This window comes from Citrobacter sp. wls827, from assembly GCF_005280875.1.
Taxonomy (GTDB): domain Bacteria; phylum Pseudomonadota; class Gammaproteobacteria; order Enterobacterales; family Enterobacteriaceae; genus Citrobacter; species Citrobacter youngae.
This window is the reverse complement of the sequence record NZ_SZWR01000018.1, coordinates 45,144-64,504: the sequence shown is the minus strand read 5'-3', so window position 1 is coordinate 64,504 and position 19,361 is coordinate 45,144. Positions and strand designations below refer to the sequence as shown.

Here is a 19,361-nt window from a genome sequence, read left to right as displayed (position 1 = left end):
AATCAAACGAATTAAGTGTGGATACCGTCTTATGGAGCAAAACCCGCAGTCACAGCTGAAGCTTCTTGTCCAACGTGGTAAGGAGCAAGGCTATCTGACCTATGCCGAGGTCAATGACCATCTGCCGGAAGATATCGTCGATTCAGATCAAATCGAAGACATCATCCAAATGATCAATGACATGGGTATTCAGGTGATGGAAGAAGCACCTGATGCCGATGATCTGCTGCTTGCTGAAACCTCCAACAGCACCGATGAAGACGCGGAAGAAGCGGCTGCCCAGGTTCTGTCCAGCGTTGAGTCCGAAATCGGTCGTACAACTGACCCGGTCCGCATGTACATGCGTGAAATGGGTACCGTTGAACTGTTAACCCGCGAAGGCGAAATCGACATCGCTAAACGCATCGAAGACGGGATTAACCAGGTTCAATGCTCCGTTGCCGAATACCCGGAAGCTATCACCTACCTGCTTGAGCAGTACGATCGCGTAGAAGCTGAAGAAGCACGTCTTTCCGATCTGATCACTGGCTTTGTCGATCCAAACGCGGAAGAAGACATGGCGCCAACGGCGACCCACGTCGGTTCTGAACTCTCTCAGGAAGAGATGGATGACGATGAAGACGAAGATGAAGAAGATGGCGACGACGACAGCAGCGATGACGACAACAGCATCGACCCTGAGTTAGCGCGTGAAAAATTCGGTGAACTGCGTACTCAGTACGAAATCACTCGCGACACCATTAAAGCGAAAGGCCGCAGCCATGCTGCCGCGCAGGAAGAAATTCAGAAGCTGTCCGAAGTGTTCAAACAGTTCCGTCTGGTGCCGAAGCAGTTCGACTACCTGGTAAACAGCATGCGCGTCATGATGGACCGCGTGCGTACTCAGGAACGTCTGATCATGAAGCTCTGCGTTGAGCAGTGCAAAATGCCGAAGAAAAACTTCATCACCCTGTTCACTGGCAACGAAACCAGCGAAACCTGGTTCAACGCGGCAATCGCGATGAACAAACCGTGGTCTGAAAAACTGCACGACGTGGCAGATGACGTTCACCGCGGCCTGCAGAAACTGCAGCAGATTGAAGAAGAAACCGGCCTGACCATCGAGCAGGTTAAAGACATCAACCGTCGCATGTCCATCGGTGAAGCGAAAGCCCGCCGTGCGAAAAAAGAGATGGTTGAAGCGAACTTACGTCTGGTTATCTCTATCGCTAAAAAATACACCAACCGTGGCCTGCAGTTCCTGGATCTGATTCAGGAAGGTAACATCGGCCTGATGAAAGCGGTTGATAAGTTTGAATACCGTCGTGGTTACAAGTTCTCCACCTATGCAACCTGGTGGATCCGTCAGGCGATCACCCGTTCGATCGCGGATCAGGCGCGTACCATCCGTATCCCGGTACATATGATTGAGACTATCAACAAGCTCAACCGTATCTCCCGTCAGATGCTGCAAGAGATGGGCCGCGAGCCGACACCGGAAGAGCTGGCTGAACGCATGCTGATGCCGGAAGACAAGATCCGTAAAGTGCTGAAGATCGCCAAAGAGCCTATCTCCATGGAAACGCCGATCGGCGACGATGAAGATTCGCATCTGGGTGATTTCATCGAGGATACCACCCTCGAGCTACCGCTGGACTCCGCGACCACCGAGAGCCTGCGTGCCGCAACGCATGACGTTCTGGCTGGCCTGACCGCTCGTGAAGCGAAAGTTCTGCGTATGCGTTTCGGTATCGATATGAACACTGACCACACGCTGGAAGAAGTCGGTAAACAGTTCGACGTTACCCGTGAACGTATCCGTCAGATCGAAGCGAAAGCGCTGCGTAAACTGCGCCACCCGAGCCGCTCTGAAGTACTGCGTAGCTTCCTCGACGATTAATCTCGCCACATAAGCATAAACGCCACCGCAAGGTGGCGTTTTTCTTTATAGTCCCCGCCTGAGCAGGGCGTCGTTCACTTCCCGATACGCTTCCACCAGTTTATCCAGCGTGATCCGGCTTAACCCGCTGGGATTCGGCAATACCCATAATTGCGTCGCGCCAATGGTCAACGTCTGCTTCCCCCACTGCGCCCCACGCTGGCTAAGGCCCTGCTCAAAGGCCTGCTTACCGAGGATTGCGAGCGCGGCGGGCTGATACTCTTCTATTTTCTCAATGAGCAGACGACCGCCGTTGCGCATTTCCTGTAGCTTCACTTCATTGGCTTGCACCGTTGGTCTGTCGACAAATTTCGTCACGCCGCAGCGGAAGTCCAGCAGGTGCTGTGCCTCTTCAGGTTTAAGCTGGCGATCGGTAAATCCCGCCTGATGGATAACCTTCCAGAAGCGATTCGCGGGATGCGCAAAGGGAAATCCTGTACCCGCAGAAGAGAGCCCCGGATTGATGCCGCAAAATACTACCCGCAGCCCCGGTGCCAGTATGTCCTTAACCATAATTACTCCGAACAATACATCAAGGGACAAGTATAACGGACTGAAAATACATTGTTTATAAAAACAGCATCCGTACGCTTATGTCTGGATTGCAACGCGGAGTTACTTTATAATCCACCGCCACGGCCCCTTAGCTCAGTGGTTAGAGCAGGCGACTCATAATCGCTTGGTCGCTGGTTCAAGTCCAGCAGGGGCCACCAAATTTCAAGGACTTGCGAGAAATCGCAGGTCCTTTTTGTTATTGGAAATATATGCAATTGTTGGCAAAGCCAATAATTGGATGGCTCTGAATGCGTAGCGGGGGATGGCGAGGGAATAAGGTATATCATGCGATACGCCAGCCCATATTGCTGGCATGCCATTAGGACGCTACCATCAGAGATGGAAACGTCCGTTAGCGTGTTATTCGATAGTCAGCTCACACGAGTTCTTTGAGCTGCTCCTGCATATAGGTCGAAAAATACTCTGGATTCTTGATAAGGATACGGTTACCGGAGGCGACTTTTTCTGCCCATCCGGCTACTTTTTTCGTGAACTCAGGATTCCATCCCTCCTGCTCACCCCGTGCCATTACAACTTCCGGACTCGCTGGCACACCTAAGTCATGCAAATACTTTAGGATTCCCTTAGCGGTACTTTCATCCATTGAATGGGGTACTGACGCCGAAGTGTTCATACCACCAATAAAATCCAATGCTTTCTCAATTGCTGTTGGCATGCTCTTATCCTTAAAATTAACCACGTGAGAGACACATTTATACTATGTACCCAACTCCGCCGGGATATCAAAGAGAACGTTGCCTTTATTTGATTTACCCCGCAGCTAAACGCTTGCGGAGGCTGTTTTCTGCACGATTAATTCGCCATTCCGGCCAAAACCAGCCCGGTCGCCACCGCATTACGCGGCCCTTCGGTACCACGAATGTTGCCCTGTCCGGCGACAACCCCGTAATGTGCCAGCGCGTCGGTAATCATCTGTGGGATTTCGAAATCCAACGAGGAACCGCCCACCAGCACCACGAAAGAGATATCGCGAATGGATCCGCCGGGAGACACCTGGCGCAATGCACGCAGGCAGTTGGTCACAAAAACCTTCTCTTTGGCCTGACGTCGCACCAGACGAATTTTTTCCAGCGAAGTCTGGTTATCTACCGGGATCAGCTCGCCACCTTTCAGATACACCACTTTGGCGAATACTGATGGGCTGAGCGGTTCGCGGAAAAACTCCACCGCACCGTTCTCATGACGAATACTGAACAGGCTCTCTACTTTCGCCAACGGGTATTTTTTTATTTCCTCGGCCAGAAACGGATCGCTCAGACCCAGCTCCGTCTGAATCAACAGGCTGACCATATTACCCGCACCGGCCAGATGTACCGCCTTTACTGTCCCTTCGCTATTGATGATGGCTGCATCAGTGGAACCTGCGCCTAAATCGAGGATCGCCAGCGGTGCAGCACATCCAGGCGTCGTTAACGCACCTGTCACGGCCATATTGGCCTCTACCCCTCCTACTTCAACGGAGGTGTTTAATCGCGCGCTCAACTCGCTGGCAATAGCCTGCATTTGTAAACGATCGGATTTCACCATCGCCGCAATGCCGACAGCATTTTCCATCGAACACTCCCCGGCGATGCCGCCCTGCACCTTGCGCGGAATAAACGTATCAACCGCCAACAGATCCTGAATATGCACCGCGTTCATATCATGCCCAGTCAGCGAGGCCATCACCTTTCGCACTCGCTCCAGCATGCCGCCTGCGTGCGTACCAGCTTCCCCACCAATATCGCGCACGGGCGCGCAGGCGTTCATCGCCTGCATAATGGCCTGCGCACCTTGCGCTACGTCGGCTTCACCGCCGCGCTTTTCACCACGGATAAAGATCTTACCCGCCGGGATCACTCTTGATTGCACATCGCCCTGCGGGGTTTTTAGCACCACGGCGGAGCGGTTACCAATCAGCGCTCTGGCAATAGGGACGATGGTTTGTGTTTCCTCCGGCGTCAGGGCAAAGAACGTGGCGATGCCGTAGGGGTTAGACAGCGCACGAACAACCTGGCCCGCGGCCGCCACTTCCACCGCCGCCAGCACACCTTCCGGCACCTTCTCCAGCAGGGTGACTTCATCAACCACCGGCATTGGCCGACGCAGGCGATTATTCACCAACACGCCATCATCTTTTTTCAGGATGGCCGCCACCACGTTGATTCCGCGATCCAGTGCCTCATTAATGAGCCAAACTGCCTCGAGAAAATCCATTGCCTCACCCACCAATGGGATCCAGCCCTGAGCAAATCGATCCTCACTCAATGCCGCCAGCTTCTCCACAGCAATGGTGGTTCCCATTCCCACGCCAACGCCGCCGGGCGTTTGTGGGTTATGCCCTATCATCGTTGATTCGGTAATGATGGTTTCCGTGATGGTTTCCATCGCCACATCGCCAATCACCGGTGCGGCTTCATTGATACAGATTTTCGCCACATCTTTAAGCGACCATGGCGTTTTTTCCAGCGCCTGCTGCAGGGAAGCGACCACCCCGGCAATATTGTCCCGCGTTCCTTTCATGCCCGTGGTCGCGACAATCCCGCTGGCGATAAACCGGTCATGCTGCGCCAACGCCACTTCCGTGGTGGCGTTGCCGATATCAATCCCTGCGATTAACGGCATATTCCCTCCGTCACTGGCTGCCTTTACGCAGCTTGTTTCTCTGCTGATACACCTCTGCCGACTCACGCACAAATCCGGCGTTCACCGTCGCGTGCCAGGTATGTTCCAGCTCATCAGCGATCGCCTGTAGCTCCGCGAATGAAGAGCGAAACGGACGTAGCGCGTTGTAGATTTCCAGAATGCGGGTATCCGGGATGGCAATCAGTTCGGCCGCGCGGCGGAAGTTGCGCGCCACGGCGTGACGTTGCATCTGTTCGGCAATCTGCGCCTGATACTCCAGCGTTTGCTGAGAAATACGCACATCCTGCGGCCCTACATGTCCCGCCAGCACATTCTCAAGGGTGATATCGGTTAGCGGTTTCCCGGTGGGGGTCAGGATTTTCTCCGGGCAGCGGGTAGCTAAAGGATAATCCTGCGCGGTCATGATGTTGTCGTTCATTGTCATTCCCTTACTAATGCAATATGCAGCGTGACAGGCGCAGCATCCTGCACCACATGCTTGGTTTCTTTAATGTGAAACAGCGCGGCTTTGGCCATAAATTTGGGGCGCACCATCTGGTCATTGACCACCGGAACCGGCGAGGGCGACTCTTTGCGTGCATAGCGCGCAGCGTTCTTTCCAATCTGGCGATAGGTTTCCAGCGTCAGCAGCGGGGCCTGAGAGAAGAGTTCAAGGTTACTCAGGGGCAGCAAATCACGCTGATGAATAACTGTGGTTCCCTTTGACTGAATACCAATCCCGATGCCGGAGCCACTGAGGTTCGCCGCATCCCACGCCATAAAAGAGACATCAGAGGTGCGCAGAATTCTCACCACTCGCGCATGCAGCCCCTCTTCTTCAATCCCTGCCACCAGCTCTTTCAGAATCGCGTTGTGCGGCATATCAATCAGGGTTTTATGCTGGTGCTTGCCAAAGGCCGGCCCGACGCCAATCACCACTTCATCAGCGCGATCGTCTGCTTTTGCCGCCTCGCCTTCACTGACCTGCAAGGTAAAAACGGGCTTACGTTCAGTTGTGCATTCCACGGTGTACCGCCTTATTCAATCGAGCTGGGCTGAACCACGCCCGCAATATTTTTAATTTCTGCCCAGCGTTCGGCACTGATGCGATAGCCGGTGCCGGGTCCCTGATAATCATTGATGTCATTCACGGCGCTGACCACGTCGAACTGACGATCCAGAATGGCCGATGTTTGCAGGTAATCACCGGTCACGCGCTGTCTCAACATATTGAGAATATTGCTGGCGATATCTTCAAATCCGCTACCGCTTAGCGCCCCGACGATATCCAGCCCGGTAATGTTGCGCTTCATCATCTCTTCCACTGCCGCCAGATCTTCCACCACATTGCGCGCAGGCATGTCTTTGCTGCCGTGAGCGTAGGTGGCAGCCTCCACTTCCTCATCACTGATAGTCGGCAGGCCCAGTTCTCGGAATACCGCCTGGATAGCCCGCGCCGCCTTGTTACGGATAGCGATGGTTTCTTCTTCGGTTACCGGGCGCAGGCCGCCGTCAACCATCAGGTCACGTTGCAGTATGTTGTAATCATCGAAGTCTTCAGCATCGAAGTTAGAACCGGCAAACATGTTGTCGTAATTGGGGACGGCGCTATAGCCAGAGAAGATAAAGTCGGTGCCGGGCAGCATCTGCATCAGGGTGCGGGCGGTACGGCGAATATCGGAGTGTGAGAAGGTCTGGTCATTAGCCGAGGCCACTTCAAGGTCGAGCATCGACGCAATCAGGTTTTCCGCCAGTACCGCGCGGATCCCCGACGGCACTGCGCCCGTCATCCCGATACAGCTAACCGCGCCGTTTTGCAGCCCCTGTACACCCGCGCCTTTGGTGATAAAAATGCAGCGCGACTCCAGGTACAGCATCGATTTACTTTCGGAATAGCCCATCAAGGCTTCCGAACCGGTACCGGAGGTATAGCGCATCTTCAGGCCGCGGGACGCATAGGCCGAGGCGAGAAATGCTTTTGACCATGGCGTATCGTCGCCGTCAGTGAATACCGATTCCGTTCCGTAGACCGACACCGTTTCGGCGTAGCTGGTTAACCCACGCATTCCCAGCTCCAGCTCAGTAGCCTCTTCAACAGAACATTGTGTCAGTACGCCAGGGCGACCACACTGAGAACCGACCAACAGCGCAAGGGCGTTAAACGGCGCATAGCGGGCAATCCCGACCGTCGTTTCCTGTTCGGAAAAACCACGAATCCCCGCTTCAGCGGCATCGGCGGCAATCTGCACCGGATTATCTTTCAGGTTGGTCACATGGCACTGGTTAGAGGGGGTGCGTCGGGCGCGCATTTTTTGCAGCGCCATCATCATCTCTACCACGTTCATTTTCGCCATCACCTCCACCGCTTTCGCCGGGGTAATAGCGGTGGTAATAGCAATGATCTCTTCGCGACTGACGTGGATATCCACCAGCATTCTGGCGATCTCCAGTGCGTCGAGCTGCATGGCACGCTCGGTTTCAGCCACGTTTATCGCGTAGTCGGCAATAAAGCGGTCAATCATGTCGAACTCGGCGCGGCGCTTGCCGTCCAGTTCAACGATACGACCCTTTTCCACCTTCACAGAAGAGGCTGGATCGTAGGGACTTTCCATGGCGATCAGACCTTCTTCCGGCCATTCGCCAATAAGCCCATCCTGATTTACAGGGCGCTTCGCAAGAACTTCGAATCGTTTTGATCTTCTCATAGTTTATAGACTCAAAAGATAAAGAATAGGGACGCCAGGCTGTATCGCTGGTGCTCTATCCCCCCAGCAATCGCCTTTATCAGCAATAGCCGAACTTTAAATGAGCAGGCCGATAAAAAAATAAAATTAATTACGTTCCAATTTGATACATATTTAAATGTCAGCGTTTCATATTGAAACGGTCAACAGGAATATCCATAAAGAATTGTGACGCGCTTAAATGATCATTATCAACAAATGCCGAACGCAGGGAATTAAATTAATATTTTAGAAAAATCCACACTATTGACTTAATAACGCGTCGCGAGAAAATACAGAAAACCCAATGAGAAAAAATAGCTGTAGCGCGATATTTTTTGCGACCTCAGCCCTACAACCTTGTCAGGAGATACTGTGAATAAGAGCCAACAAATTGCCACCATTACGCTGGCGGCCGCAAAGAAAATGGCGACTGCCGTCGAGGCAAAAGCGATTGAAATCAACGTTCCGGTGGTCTTTTCCGTGGTCGACCACGGCGGAAACACGCTACTGATGCAGCGCATGGACGAGGCGTTTGTCACCAGTTGTGATATTTCTCTCAATAAAGCCTGGACCGCCTGCTGTCTGCGACAGGGCACCCATGAAATTACCGATGCAGTACAACCAGGTGCTTCTCTATATGGTTTACAGCTCACCAACCAACAGCGAATCGTTATTTTTGGTGGCGGTTTACCTGTTGTATTTGACGGTCAATTAATTGGTGCCGTCGGCGTTAGCGGCGGCACCGTGGAACAAGACAGATTATTAGCAGAAACCGCACTGAATTGTTTCTCTGAATTATAATTTAAATCTAAGAAGGTATATTATGAGCTATCGTATGTTTGATTACCTGGTGCCAAATGTGAACTTCTTTGGCCCAAATGCTATTTCCGTTGTCGGCGAACGTTGCAAACTATTAGGCGGTAAAAAAGCGCTGCTGGTCACCGATAAAGGTCTGCGGGCGATAAAAGACGGTGCGGTAGATAAAACGCTGGCACATCTGCGTGAAGCCGGGATTGAGGTGGTCGTATTTGACGGCGTAGAGCCGAACCCTAAAGATACCAACGTGCGCGACGGTCTGGAGGTCTTTCGTAAAGAGCAGTGCGATATCATCGTTACTGTCGGCGGCGGTAGCCCGCATGACTGCGGTAAAGGTATCGGTATCGCAGCCACGCACGAAGGCGATCTCTACAGCTATGCCGGGATTGAAACCCTGACCAACCCGCTGCCGCCGATTGTCGCGGTGAATACCACTGCCGGTACGGCCAGCGAAGTCACCCGCCACTGCGTGCTGACCAATACCAAAACCAAAGTGAAATTCGTGATCGTCAGCTGGCGTAACCTGCCGTCGGTTTCCATTAATGACCCGCTGCTGATGCTCGGTAAACCCGCCCCGCTGACCGCCGCCACCGGGATGGACGCCCTGACCCACGCCGTGGAAGCCTATATTTCCAAAGATGCCAACCCGGTCACCGATGCCGCCGCTATCCAGGCGATCCGCCTGATCGCGCGTAATTTACGTCAGGCTGTGGCGCTGGGCAGCAACCTGAAAGCCCGTGAAAATATGGCCTATGCTTCGCTGCTGGCGGGTATGGCCTTCAACAACGCCAATCTCGGCTATGTTCATGCGATGGCACACCAGCTCGGTGGTCTGTACGACATGCCGCACGGCGTGGCAAATGCGGTATTGCTGCCACACGTAGCCCGTTATAACCTCATCGCTAACCCGGAAAAATTTGCCGATATCGCTGAGTTTATGGGCGAGAACACCGACGGGCTGTCAACCATGGATGCCGCTGAGCTGGCCATTCACGCCATCGCCCGTCTCTCCGCTGATATCGGCATTCCGCAGCATCTGCGCGATCTGGGCGTCAAAGAAGCCGATTTCCCGTACATGGCGGAAATGGCGCTGAAGGACGGCAACGCCTTCTCTAACCCGCGCAAAGGGAACGAGAAAGAAATTGCCGAGATCTTCCGTCAGGCATTCTGATAGTACAGGGGGCGCAATGTCACTTTCATCACCGGGCGTACATCTGTTTTATCACCCACGCTGGCAGGATACCCGCGCGCTTGATGAACTGTGCTGGGGACTGGAAGAGCAAGGCGTCCCATGCCGGACGGTCTGTTGCGACGAGAATGACTGCGCACTGGCATTGAGCAAACTTGCGGCCAAAAGCTCCACGCTGCGTGTCGGTCTTGGTCTTAACGCCACGGGTGATATTGCTTTAACCCACGCCCAGTTGCCAGAGGATCGGGCGCTGATCCGTGGTCATATCGCCGCCGGAATGGCGCAGATCCGCACGCTTGGTGCCAATGCCGGTCAACTGGTCAAAGTGCTTCCTTTCAGCGAGATAACATAAATGTACCGTATCTATACCCGCACTGGTGATAAGGGCACAACCGCGCTGTTTGGCGGCAGCCGTATCGACAAAGACGATATCCGCGTGAATGCCTATGGCACCGTGGACGAACTGATTTCCCAGCTTGGCGTCTGCTACGCCAGCACGCGCCTGACAGAGCTTCGCCAGGATTTACATACCATCCAGAAGACGCTGTTTGTGCTCGGCGCGGAACTTGCCAGCGATGAGAAGGGTCTTGCTCGCTTAACGCAGACGATCAGTCCCGAGGATATTCAGGCGCTGGAGCAGCTTATTGATCGCAATATGACGCAAAGCGGTCCGCTAAAAGAGTTTGTTATTCCGGGGAAAAACCTCGCATCGGCACAGCTACACGTTGCGCGCACGCTGGCGCGTCGGCTGGAGCGACTCCTCATCACCATGGGCAGAACGTTGACGCTGCGTGATGAGCTTAAGCGTTACATCAATCGTCTGTCAGATGCGCTGTTTTCGATGGCCAGAATCGAAGAAACTACTCCAGATGTTTGCGCTTAAACTGGCTGGCATCGATGTCGTACTGCTTCATCTTGCGCCACAAGGTGGTGCGGCCAATATTCAACAGTTGCGACATTTCCTGCACACGTCCGCTGGTGACGCGGGCGGCATGGATAATCGCCTCTTTTTCGATGGCGGTAAACGTCAGGCTGGCTGGCAGCAGTGAAGATGCTGCTTCCAGACCCGGACGTTCGGCAAACAGATAATCCGGCAGATTACTCAGGCGAATATGGCCATTGTCGCTACTAATGGCGATATTTTCGATAATGCTGTTGAGTTCAAAATCATTGCCCGGCCACGAGTAGGCCACCAGTTGCGCCAGCGCGTCATCGTCCAGCTTCAGGCTGGATGAAAAGCGTTTTTTCAGGCTATTTAAGCGTGTATGAATCAGCGCCGGAATGCTGTTACGCCGTGCCCGCAGCGGTGGAATAACAATTTCAAAGGAGTGTAACGCGTAATACAGTTGGCGGCTAAAGCGGTTTTGCTCCACCAGGTTGGCGAGATCAACCGTGGTAGTAGCAATCACTTTGACATCTACCGGGATCAGGCGGCGGGCATCAAGGCGGGTTAATACCCCCTGCTTGATAACCTGCAACAACGCGGATTGCAACTCTGGTGCCAGATACTCAATTTTTTCCAGAAACAGCGTACCGCCGTTCGCCAGTTCAAGGCGGCTCAGCCGACCGTTTTCATCATCGGTTGGCGCACTGCCCATAAAATCCTGCCCCAGCACGCTGTTGGCATACAGTTGGCAGTTCACGGCGATATACGGCCCGCTGGCACGTTCACTTTCATTGTGAATAGCCTGGCTCAATAGCTCTTTACCCACTCCCTCTTCACCACACAACAGAATAGGGAAACTCCCTCTCGCCGCCTGGCGACCAAAATGGATCAGCCGACGGGTTTCCGGGTCATCCGTCGACATCTGTTCAAAGGTGTGGCTGACTTTTCCGAGCTGGCTGGTCATCAGTTGGCGCATTTGTTCGACCGGGTGCAGCAGCAGAATAAAGCTGTTGCCCTGCTCTTCAACAATCGGCTTCAGGGTAATGACGGCATCAACAAACTGATGCTGGCTTTCAAAGGTGACTTCGACGTGATTCAGGCCGCGGGCATGTTTTATCGCCCGGCGCAGCAGCATGGGCAGATTGAGCAAGTCATTAATGTTTTTACCCTGGCTGGCCTGTGCATCCAGATGTAAAAGCAAAGCGGCACGGGCATTAAGAAATTGCAGAACGCCCTGCTCGTTCCACGCCATCACGCCATCATCCATGCTTTCCAGCAGTCCGTACATCTGATTCAGATGGCGGTTAGATTCGGCCAGCAGGCTATCAGTCAGCAAAGAGTTGCCGACTTCTCTGGCAATCGCCAGCGTCAGGGACAAATCAGAAACGCACTCATGCTCTACCAGACAGCACAAAGAAATAGAGCCAAACAGTCGACCATGGTTATCGAAGACCGGCGTCGAGCAGAACGACCACGGATGCAGCGCCTGCTTAAAATGCTGATCGCCAGAGGTTTTTGTCGGCTGCCCTGGCATCGTTGCCAGCGATAGCGCACAACTGCCGATAATGCTTTCCGCGCAGTAGCTACCGTCACGAAAGCCAAGCTCCGCCAGCTGTTCCACCGTCTGTGGATCGCCGCACCGGCTGAGAATACAAGCCGATTCATCCAGAATCAGCAGTGCGCACGGACGTCCATCCATAAACTCCCAGGCATCTTCCAGCGCAGCCTGTCCAATCGTCAGTAGCGCAGTCTTACGGCGACAAATCGACGCAAAAGTCAGTCCCTGTGCCTGATGCGGTGCCTGCCAGGTTTCCCGCTGCATAAACTTGCTGCAACGATGCCATGACTGAGCAATGACCGAAGAGACTTCCTTCCCTATGCCATGAGTGTGCGCCGTCATATCCATTTCCGCTGTTTTACCATAGACAACCCCTCCGGCAGAGACTGCCAGAGGGGGAGAAGATGCCAAATAAAAGGCTTACCGACGTCTGATTAACGTGCCAGCCACTGCTGTCCCAGCAGGTCTGCCGTCAGAATAGCGGCATGGACGCTTTCAGGCGTCACCGGGAACGGCATATTGTGAATGGTTTCACCTTCCGCGCAGGTGGCTTTCGCAACGGCCATAATCTTAGCGTCGATGCCGTCTTTCACGCCCATTTGCGCCAGCGTTACCGGCAGATCTACTTTCTGGCAGAAATTCAGCACCGTTTCGATCTCTTCCATCGGGCTGTTCTGCAGCACCAGTTGCGCCAGCGTACCAAAGGCGACTTTTTCACCGTGGTACAAATGGTGACACTCTTCCAGAATGGTGAAGCCATTATGGATGGCGTGTGCACCCGCAAGACCACTGCTTTCAAAGCCGATGCCGCTGAGATAGGTGTTCGCTTCCACGATACGTTCCAGAGCATCGGTCACCACGCCAGCTTGCGCCGCCAGGCGAGCCTTTTCACCTTCTGCCAGCAACGTATCATAGCACAAGCGCGCCAGGCTCAGGGCCGCCGCCGTGGACTGTCCTCCCGCCATGCTGGTCGCTCTGGCATCAAAACACGCTTTTGCTTCAAACCAAGTCGAGAGCGCATCGCCCATCCCGGCTACCAGCAGACGTACCGGCGCTTTGGCGATAATTGCCGTATCCATGACAACCATATCCGGGTTTTTCGGGTAGATCAGATATTCTTCGAACTCACCGGCTTCGGTATAGATAACAGACAGCGCACTGGTTGGCGCATCAGTTGAGGCGATAGTTGGGATCACCACCACCGGCAGTTTCTGGTAGTAACCGATCGCTTTGGCTGTATCCAGCGTTTTCCCACCGCCAATCCCAACCACACCACGGCAACCGTGCTGCTTCAGAATGGCAATCAGGCGATTAATTTCAACATGGCTGCATTCGCCATTGAAGCGTTCCGCGTGGCAACTAATACCGTGGCTGTGCAGGCCATTGAGTACTTTGTCTCCCGCCAGTTTCATGACGAAGTCATCTGCAATCACGAAAAAGCTGTCTGCCAGATTTTTAGCGTATTGACCAAATAAGGTAGAAGCGTCAGGACCCTGGAGATATTTGGCTGGAGATTGAATAACTTTTAGCATTCCTTTCATCCTCAAATAAGTACATGTTTTTACATGGTGAGCCCTGGCGTTAACCTGTTTAGCCTATTGCGAACGGCGAAAACGGGAGACCGGAGCGATGCAATAACTGTATGGCGAGGCGGGAACAAAAAAATTATTCGTCTTTTTGTTCTGATATGAAACAGATAAAAATGACATGCGTTCCATATTGAAACGGTTAACCCTGAAAATACTAAGGTTTGCGATCCCGATCCGTTCATTTTCCGACAAATCCTTGCAGAACGCGAAAATCAAATTCCCTTTGCCCCTCTCTGACGCCGTTAAAAGCAGTAACAAAACGTTTACTGTGCGGTGTGGCCAGCACTGAAAAGGCGATAAAAAAGTCGAGCGGGCTCGCATTGTGATCGTTCATCTCACAAATGCGTTCCATTACGGAACAAAAAATAACAATTACGTTCCGTAATGAAACTCATTTTGCCGCTGTTTTTTTCCACGCTGACTCCGCCAGAATCTCCCCATCGCCTCCGCACCATGACAATGCATTCGGGGGTTTGTCTTACACTCAACCTCGAGGAGCCGTTATGTCTCAATTCTTTTTTAATCAGCGTACCCAACTCGTTAACGACGTCATCGACGGTACGATTATCACCAGTCCGTGGAACAATCTGGCGCGTCTGGAAAGCGATCCGGCTATTCGCATCGTGGTACGTCGCGATCTCAACAAAGATAACGTGGCGGTCATTTCTGGCGGCGGTTCAGGGCACGAACCCGCGCACGTTGGGTTTATCGGTAAAGGTATGCTAACCGCTGCGGTCTGTGGCGACGTTTTCGCCTCCCCGAGCGTGGATGCGGTACTGACCGCCATTCAGGCGGTGACCGGTGAGGCGGGCTGTTTATTGATCGTTAAAAATTACACCGGTGACCGTCTTAATTTCGGTCTCGCCGCCGAGAAAGCCCGTCGCCTTGGCTATAACGTCGAAATGCTGATTGTCGGCGACGATATCTCCCTGCCGGATAACAAGCATCCTCGCGGGATTGCGGGCACTATCCTGGTTCATAAAGTGGCAGGCTATTTCGCTGAACGCGGCTACAACCTCGCTACCGTCCTGCGTGAAGCGCAGTATGCAGCAAGTAACACCTTCAGCCTGGGCGTCGCCATTTCCAGTTGCCACCTGCCGCAGGAAACCGACGCCGCACCGCGCCATCATGCGGGCCATGCCGAACTGGGCATGGGCATTCACGGCGAACCAGGTGCTTCGGTTATCGACACGCAAAACAGTGCGCAGGTGGTGAATTTGATGGTGGATAAACTGCTGGCGGCACTGCCCGAAACCGGCCGTCTGGCAGTAATGATTAATAACCTGGGCGGCGTGTCCGTTGCTGAAATGGCTATTATCACTCGGGAACTGGCAAACAGCCCACTGCATCCGCGTATCGACTGGCTGATTGGCCCGGCCTCGCTGGTCACCGCCCTGGATATGAAAGGTTTCTCGCTGACCGCCATCGTACTGGAAGAGAGCATCGAAAAAGCACTGTTAACCGAAGTAGAAACCAGCAGCTGGCCAACCCCGATCCCACCACGCGAAATCAACTGTGTGCCGTCATCGCAGCGCAGCGCGCGTGTCGAATTTCAGCCCTCAGCCAACACGCTGGTTGCCGGGATTATTGAGCAGGTCACCGGAACGCTTTCCGATCTGGAAACACACCTCAACGCGCTGGATGCCAAAGTAGGCGATGGTGATACGGGTTCAACTTTTGCCGCTGGTGCGCGTGAAATCGCTGACCTGCTGCATCGTCAGCGACTGCCACTGGATAACCTTGCCACGCTGTTCGCCCTGATCGGCGAACGCCTGACCGTGGTGATGGGCGGGTCCAGCGGCGTACTGATGTCCATCTTCTTTACCGCCGCCGGGCAGAAACTCGAACAAGGGGCTAACGTTGCCGAGGCGCTGAATACGGGCCTGGCGCAGATGAAGTTCTACGGTGGTGCAGACGAAGGTGACCGTACGATGATTGACGCGCTGCAACCCGCACTGACGTCTCTGCTGGCACAACCGCAAAACCTGCAAGCCGCTTTTGACGCCGCACAGGCAGGCGCAGAACGTACCTGTCTGTCGAGCAAAGCCAATGCGGGCCGCGCATCGTATCTCAGCGGCGAAAGCCTGCTGGGCAATATGGACCCCGGCGCGCACGCCGTCGCAATGGTGTTTAAAGCGCTGGCAGAGAGTGAGTTGGGATAAGCCATAAGTGCCTGATGCGCTGCGCTTATCAGGCCTACGAGTGCAAAGCTTTGTAGGCCGGATAAGGCAACGCCGACATCCGGCGGAACGTTAACGATAAACGCGGATCCCGCCTTCTACGCCCCGGCTAAACAGTACTTGCCACAGCTCAATATCTCTGGCGCGGAACGCACCAGCACAAGCGCACAGGTAATAATTGAACATCCTTCTGAAAGTCGCGGAATAACGCGATGACAGCTCCGGCCACGCCTGATTAAACCGCGCATGCCAGGCCATCAGCGTTTTATCATAGTCACTGCCAAAGTTATGCCAGTCTTCCATCACGAATCGCGACTCGCTCGCTTCAGCAATATGAGAAATCGCCGGTAAGCAGCCATTCGGGAAAATATATTTATTGATCCACGGATCGACGCTCATCCCTTTTTTATTGCTACCAATAGTATGTAACAGGAACAGCCCATCCGATTTTAAACAACGGTCGGCGATGCTGAAATAGGTGTCGTAGTTTTTCGGCCCTACGTGTTCAAACATCCCCACGGAGACAATACGATCATAGTGTTTATCGAGGTCGCGATAATCCTGCAGCAGAATATTAACGTCCAGCCCTTCACAGCGCTGCTGCGCCATTTTTTGCTGCTCTTTCGAGATAGTGACGCCTTCTACCGCCACGCCGTAATGACGCGCCGCATATTCGGCCAGCCCGCCCCAGCCACAACCAATATCGAGTAAACGCATGCCCGGTTTCAGTTGCAGCTTCTCGCAAATCATTTTTAATTTGGCGTTTTGCGCGTCTTCTAAAGTGGTTGCCTCTTTCCAGTAGCCACAGGAATATTGCATGTGGGGATCCAACATGAGTGCAAAGAGATCGTTGCCAATATCGTAGTGTTCTTTACCGACAATCCACGCACGACTGCGAGACTGCAAATTAAACAGGCGGGCGCTGGCAATACGTAATATATCTTTCAGATTTCCCGGCATTTGCTGGTCGAGTTTTGCTTTCAGAATTTTGCAGAACAGAACATCGAGGCGTTCACAGTCCCACCAGCCTTCCATATAGCTTTCGCCAAGCCCCAAGGAGCCTTGTTGCAGCACCCGTTTAAAGAAACCGGCATGATGAAGTTGAATGTCCCAGGGGCGGGAACCATTGATCTGAATATCTGCTTGCTGGAGCAGCTCTTTTCCCATTCGGGTCCAGTTATCATTTGTTTCATTGACGATGACAGCATCTGAACAAAGCGTGTTCATGGTATTTACCAAAAGTGGGCTATTAATTATTACGCAAGATTATTATGGAAAAAAGAATGTATGTATTATGATTTGCGGACAAGATCTATCGAACAGCGGCCACACCACCGGGAGCATTGACGATTTATTTATGGAAACTCTCGCGCAAAAACATTGGAATTCCTTCCCGGACGATTCCATGGCAGAACTGCCGCAGGACGTTTACTTTCGCTCTTATGTCCTGGAAGCCAACCACCATGTTCCGCAGCACTCGCACGCTTTTATGCAGTTTCATTTTGCCCGCAAAGGCAGTATGCGCATTGATGTCGCCGGCAAGTGCTGGATAATCCCCGCGCATTACGGCATCTGGATCCCCAATAATACTGAGCATGCAGTTTGGGCGCTGGATGATGTGCATTTAGAGAATCTGGATATTAAACCGGGTTTTCTCGAAGAAAGTATCCATGAGTGTAAAGTCGTGGCGATCAGTGATTTCGCCAGAGAGTTTATTCATTACGCCACGAATTCAATTTCAGGCCATTATGATAGCCAGTCAAAAGAAGGCAAACTGGTCAGTGTGCTGGTTGACATTATTCTGCAATTACCAGAGGTCGCCTTTGTATTACCCTGGCCGCAGGATCGTGAATTAACCCATGTGTGCCGAACAATACAAGCGTCACCGGCGCTGGAACATTCAGTAGAGTATTGGGCACAACATTTGGGTATGTCTGCCCGTACCTTTTCGCGTCATTTCAAAAAAGAAACCGGATTACCCTTCAGCGTCTGGAAGCAAAAAATGCGAATTCTGGAGTCTGTACTCATGCTGAAGAAAAATAAAAGCGTAACCGCCGTGGCGCTCGATGTGGGATATTCAAGCACCGCAGCGTTTAGCTATGCATTCCGCCAGGCGTTTGGCGTTTCACCGTCACATTATTAATTAACGTTCCGACGTTGATGCCAGTAAGCCGCGGCACGCACCAACTGCTGATCGAAAGCCTCAGTAGCAAAGCGGGCGCTCAGGTTTTTCACCACTTTTCCTTCGCCAGTTATCCAAATGAAATAATCCTGTGCAGGTACGGTCAGCTGTGAAAGCTGATCATTCACTGCCTGTTCGTCATGGCCGACAAACCACTGAATCGTAAAACCATCGAGATGAGCGAAATAATCCTGATACGCTGCATCGTGTACGCTAACCAGCGCCGTCACGTTTGGACGTACCGCTAAACGACCGATCGCCTCCAGCCGACGACGTAGCGCAGGCATTCCAGATTCATCACACACGTAAACCTGGTACGCATAATCTTCTGGTACCACCAGCGAGCCACGCGGTCCGCCAATCGTCAATTTGTCACCTTCACGCGCATTCATCGCCCACGTACTCGCCACGCCGCCGTCGTGGATATAAAAATCCAGCGCCAGTTCATGGCGTGCCTGGTCATACAACGGCGTGTAATCACGGGATACCGGACGCACACCCTCCGGCCAGACAATCCCCTCATCCGTCACTACGGGCGGCACAAAGTGACTGCCCTGCTCAGGGAAAAAGACCTTGGTGTGGTCGTCAAAACCATGTGAGCTAAAACCATCCAGAGCGTCACCGCCCAGTACAATGCGCTGGAAACCCGCGCTGATACGTTCAACCCGCAGGACGGTCAGTTCACGGAAGCGCAGCTCATTGCGAACGCGCTGTGGATAGCGTGGAATGTTATTTGTCATTTTTTCGCCTTCGTGACAGAGATTAGATATATCTAAATAAATTTTAAATGATAATGATTGCTAATTGAGAATATTGCAAGAACTTTTTTGATAGAGTATGGATAGCCACTCCAAACGCGAAACAAAAAAATAAATATATATAAATCAATAAATTAAATTAATATTCCTGTATACACTTGCAAATAGAAAAAGTTTAGATATAAATTAGATATATCTAAATAACGTCAGGAGATGAATGATGCAAGATCATCATGAAGGGTGCTGCAAACATGCAGAACACCAGCACGAAGGCTGCTGTAAGGGTGAAGGACATCGCCACGAAGGTCATCACAGCGAACACCACGAAGGTTGCTGTAAAGGTGAAGAACGTCATCACGAAGGCTGTAACAAAGAACAC

Annotated in this window: 17 protein-coding genes, 1 tRNA gene and 1 pseudogene; 9 read left to right on the top strand and 10 right to left on the bottom strand. The window is 52.8% G+C overall.

All coding sequences use genetic code 11. The features are described 5' to 3' along the window. The first annotated feature begins 31 nt into the window (after positions 1-31). Complete coding sequence (rpoD, locus tag FDX03_RS13525) at positions 32-1,879, top strand: RNA polymerase sigma factor RpoD (RefSeq protein ID WP_003024699.1); 1,848 nt, start codon at positions 32-34, stop codon at positions 1,877-1,879. 45 nt (positions 1,880-1,924) lie between these two features. Here rpoD and mug read toward each other — a convergent pair whose 3' ends face one another. Next, positions 1,925-2,431, bottom strand: coding sequence for a G/U mismatch-specific DNA glycosylase (gene mug / locus FDX03_RS13520; RefSeq protein ID WP_101742455.1), 507 nt, complete (start codon positions 2,429-2,431; stop codon positions 1,925-1,927). A gap of 124 nt (positions 2,432-2,555) precedes the next feature. Here mug and FDX03_RS13515 point away from each other — a divergent pair. After that, positions 2,556-2,631: transfer RNA gene (locus FDX03_RS13515), tRNA-Ile, on the top strand. A 218-nt stretch (positions 2,632-2,849) separates the two neighbouring features. Here FDX03_RS13515 and FDX03_RS13510 read toward each other — a convergent pair. From FDX03_RS13510 to FDX03_RS13490, 5 genes are all read right to left on the bottom strand, one after another. Continuing rightward, on the bottom strand, positions 2,850-3,173 hold the full coding sequence (locus FDX03_RS13510; protein WP_001573898.1) for a DUF1889 family protein: 324 nt from the start codon (positions 3,171-3,173) through the stop codon (positions 2,850-2,852). A 113-nt stretch (positions 3,174-3,286) separates the two neighbouring features. Beyond that, positions 3,287-5,098 (bottom strand): diol dehydratase reactivase subunit alpha, encoded by a 1,812-nt coding sequence (locus tag FDX03_RS13505; RefSeq protein WP_137346055.1) that lies wholly within the window; start codon positions 5,096-5,098, stop codon positions 3,287-3,289. Between the two features lie 10 nt (positions 5,099-5,108). Continuing rightward, complete coding sequence (locus tag FDX03_RS13500; RefSeq protein ID WP_005131409.1) at positions 5,109-5,537, bottom strand: glycerol dehydratase small subunit DhaB3; 429 nt, start codon at positions 5,535-5,537, stop codon at positions 5,109-5,111. A gap of 2 nt (positions 5,538-5,539) precedes the next feature. Beyond that, the gene (locus FDX03_RS13495; protein WP_040230555.1) at positions 5,540-6,124 is read right to left on the bottom strand and encodes a propanediol/glycerol family dehydratase medium subunit; all 585 of its coding nucleotides are present in this window, start codon (positions 6,122-6,124) and stop codon (positions 5,540-5,542) included. An 11-nt stretch (positions 6,125-6,135) separates the two neighbouring features. After that, complete coding sequence (locus tag FDX03_RS13490; protein WP_061068648.1) at positions 6,136-7,803, bottom strand: propanediol/glycerol family dehydratase large subunit; 1,668 nt, start codon at positions 7,801-7,803, stop codon at positions 6,136-6,138. A 393-nt stretch (positions 7,804-8,196) separates the two neighbouring features. Here FDX03_RS13490 and FDX03_RS13485 point away from each other — a divergent pair, with 393 nt between their 5' ends. From FDX03_RS13485 to FDX03_RS13470, 4 genes are read left to right on the top strand one after another with little or no spacing between them, the layout of a single operon-like run. Then, the gene (locus FDX03_RS13485; protein WP_061068649.1) at positions 8,197-8,625 is read left to right on the top strand and encodes a heme-binding protein; all 429 of its coding nucleotides are present in this window, start codon (positions 8,197-8,199) and stop codon (positions 8,623-8,625) included. A 22-nt stretch (positions 8,626-8,647) separates the two neighbouring features. Beyond that, entirely contained in the window at positions 8,648-9,811 is a 1,164-nt protein-coding gene (gene dhaT, locus FDX03_RS13480; protein WP_048213323.1) for a 1,3-propanediol dehydrogenase, read from the top strand. Positions 9,812-9,827: 16 nt separating this feature from the next. Continuing rightward, the gene (locus FDX03_RS13475) at positions 9,828-10,181 is read left to right on the top strand and encodes a glycerol dehydratase reactivase beta/small subunit family protein (RefSeq protein WP_061068650.1); all 354 of its coding nucleotides are present in this window, start codon (positions 9,828-9,830) and stop codon (positions 10,179-10,181) included. Further along, positions 10,182-10,712: a cob(I)yrinic acid a,c-diamide adenosyltransferase gene (locus FDX03_RS13470; RefSeq protein WP_061068651.1), complete on the top strand. Its 531-nt coding sequence runs from the start codon at positions 10,182-10,184 to the stop codon at positions 10,710-10,712. On the opposite strand, the gene dhaR is transcribed toward FDX03_RS13470, so the two are convergent. Continuing rightward, the gene (gene dhaR, locus FDX03_RS13465) at positions 10,690-12,615 is read right to left on the bottom strand and encodes a dihydroxyacetone kinase operon transcriptional regulator DhaR (protein WP_048213505.1); all 1,926 of its coding nucleotides are present in this window, start codon (positions 12,613-12,615) and stop codon (positions 10,690-10,692) included. The genes FDX03_RS13470 and dhaR overlap by 23 nt on opposite strands. Before the next feature lie 92 nt (positions 12,616-12,707). Beyond that, the gene (locus tag FDX03_RS13460; RefSeq protein WP_005131422.1) at positions 12,708-13,805 is read right to left on the bottom strand and encodes a glycerol dehydrogenase; all 1,098 of its coding nucleotides are present in this window, start codon (positions 13,803-13,805) and stop codon (positions 12,708-12,710) included. Positions 13,806-14,365: 560 nt separating this feature from the next. Here FDX03_RS13460 and FDX03_RS13450 point away from each other — a divergent pair. Further along, the gene (locus FDX03_RS13450) at positions 14,366-16,024 is read left to right on the top strand and encodes a glycerone kinase (RefSeq protein ID WP_115642814.1); all 1,659 of its coding nucleotides are present in this window, start codon (positions 14,366-14,368) and stop codon (positions 16,022-16,024) included. A gap of 90 nt (positions 16,025-16,114) precedes the next feature. Here the strand turns inward: FDX03_RS13450 and cfa are convergent, their stop codons facing one another. After that, positions 16,115-17,269, bottom strand: coding sequence for a cyclopropane fatty acyl phospholipid synthase (gene cfa / locus FDX03_RS13445; protein WP_137346054.1), 1,155 nt, complete (start codon positions 17,267-17,269; stop codon positions 16,115-16,117). A 67-nt stretch (positions 17,270-17,336) separates the two neighbouring features. On the opposite strand from cfa, the gene FDX03_RS13440 reads away from it, so the two are divergent. Next, on the top strand, positions 17,337-18,185 hold the full coding sequence (locus tag FDX03_RS13440) for a helix-turn-helix transcriptional regulator (protein WP_040230561.1): 849 nt from the start codon (positions 17,337-17,339) through the stop codon (positions 18,183-18,185). On the opposite strand, the gene FDX03_RS13435 is transcribed toward FDX03_RS13440, so the two are convergent. Then, positions 18,182-18,964: a siderophore-interacting protein gene (locus FDX03_RS13435; RefSeq protein WP_061068652.1), complete on the bottom strand. Its 783-nt coding sequence runs from the start codon at positions 18,962-18,964 to the stop codon at positions 18,182-18,184. The two genes, FDX03_RS13440 and FDX03_RS13435, sit on opposite strands and share 4 nt — an antisense overlap. A gap of 238 nt (positions 18,965-19,202) precedes the next feature. Between FDX03_RS13435 and FDX03_RS23375 the strand changes: the two are divergent. Beyond that, positions 19,203-19,361: pseudogene (locus tag FDX03_RS23375) on the top strand (PadR family transcriptional regulator); the annotation flags it as partial.

Coding starts and splice junctions, on each gene's coding strand:
- rpoD (WP_003024699.1), top strand. CDS start 32: ATGGAGCAAAACCCGCAGTCACAGCTGAAGCTTCTTGTCCAACGTGGT.
- mug (WP_101742455.1), bottom strand. CDS start 2,431: ATGGTTAAGGACATACTGGCACCGGGGCTGCGGGTAGTATTTTGCGGC.
- FDX03_RS13505 (WP_137346055.1), bottom strand. CDS start 5,098: ATGCCGTTAATCGCAGGGATTGATATCGGCAACGCCACCACGGAAGTG.
- FDX03_RS13500 (WP_005131409.1), bottom strand. CDS start 5,537: ATGAACGACAACATCATGACCGCGCAGGATTATCCTTTAGCTACCCGC.
- FDX03_RS13490 (WP_061068648.1), bottom strand. CDS start 7,803: ATGAGAAGATCAAAACGATTCGAAGTTCTTGCGAAGCGCCCTGTAAAT.
- dhaT (WP_048213323.1), top strand. CDS start 8,648: ATGAGCTATCGTATGTTTGATTACCTGGTGCCAAATGTGAACTTCTTT.
- FDX03_RS13475 (WP_061068650.1), top strand. CDS start 9,828: ATGTCACTTTCATCACCGGGCGTACATCTGTTTTATCACCCACGCTGG.
- FDX03_RS13470 (WP_061068651.1), top strand. CDS start 10,182: ATGTACCGTATCTATACCCGCACTGGTGATAAGGGCACAACCGCGCTG.
- dhaR (WP_048213505.1), bottom strand. CDS start 12,615: ATGACGGCGCACACTCATGGCATAGGGAAGGAAGTCTCTTCGGTCATT.
- FDX03_RS13460 (WP_005131422.1), bottom strand. CDS start 13,805: ATGCTAAAAGTTATTCAATCTCCAGCCAAATATCTCCAGGGTCCTGAC.
- FDX03_RS13450 (WP_115642814.1), top strand. CDS start 14,366: ATGTCTCAATTCTTTTTTAATCAGCGTACCCAACTCGTTAACGACGTC.
- cfa (WP_137346054.1), bottom strand. CDS start 17,269: ATGAACACGCTTTGTTCAGATGCTGTCATCGTCAATGAAACAAATGAT.
- FDX03_RS13440 (WP_040230561.1), top strand. CDS start 17,337: ATGATTTGCGGACAAGATCTATCGAACAGCGGCCACACCACCGGGAGC.
- FDX03_RS13435 (WP_061068652.1), bottom strand. CDS start 18,964: ATGACAAATAACATTCCACGCTATCCACAGCGCGTTCGCAATGAGCTG.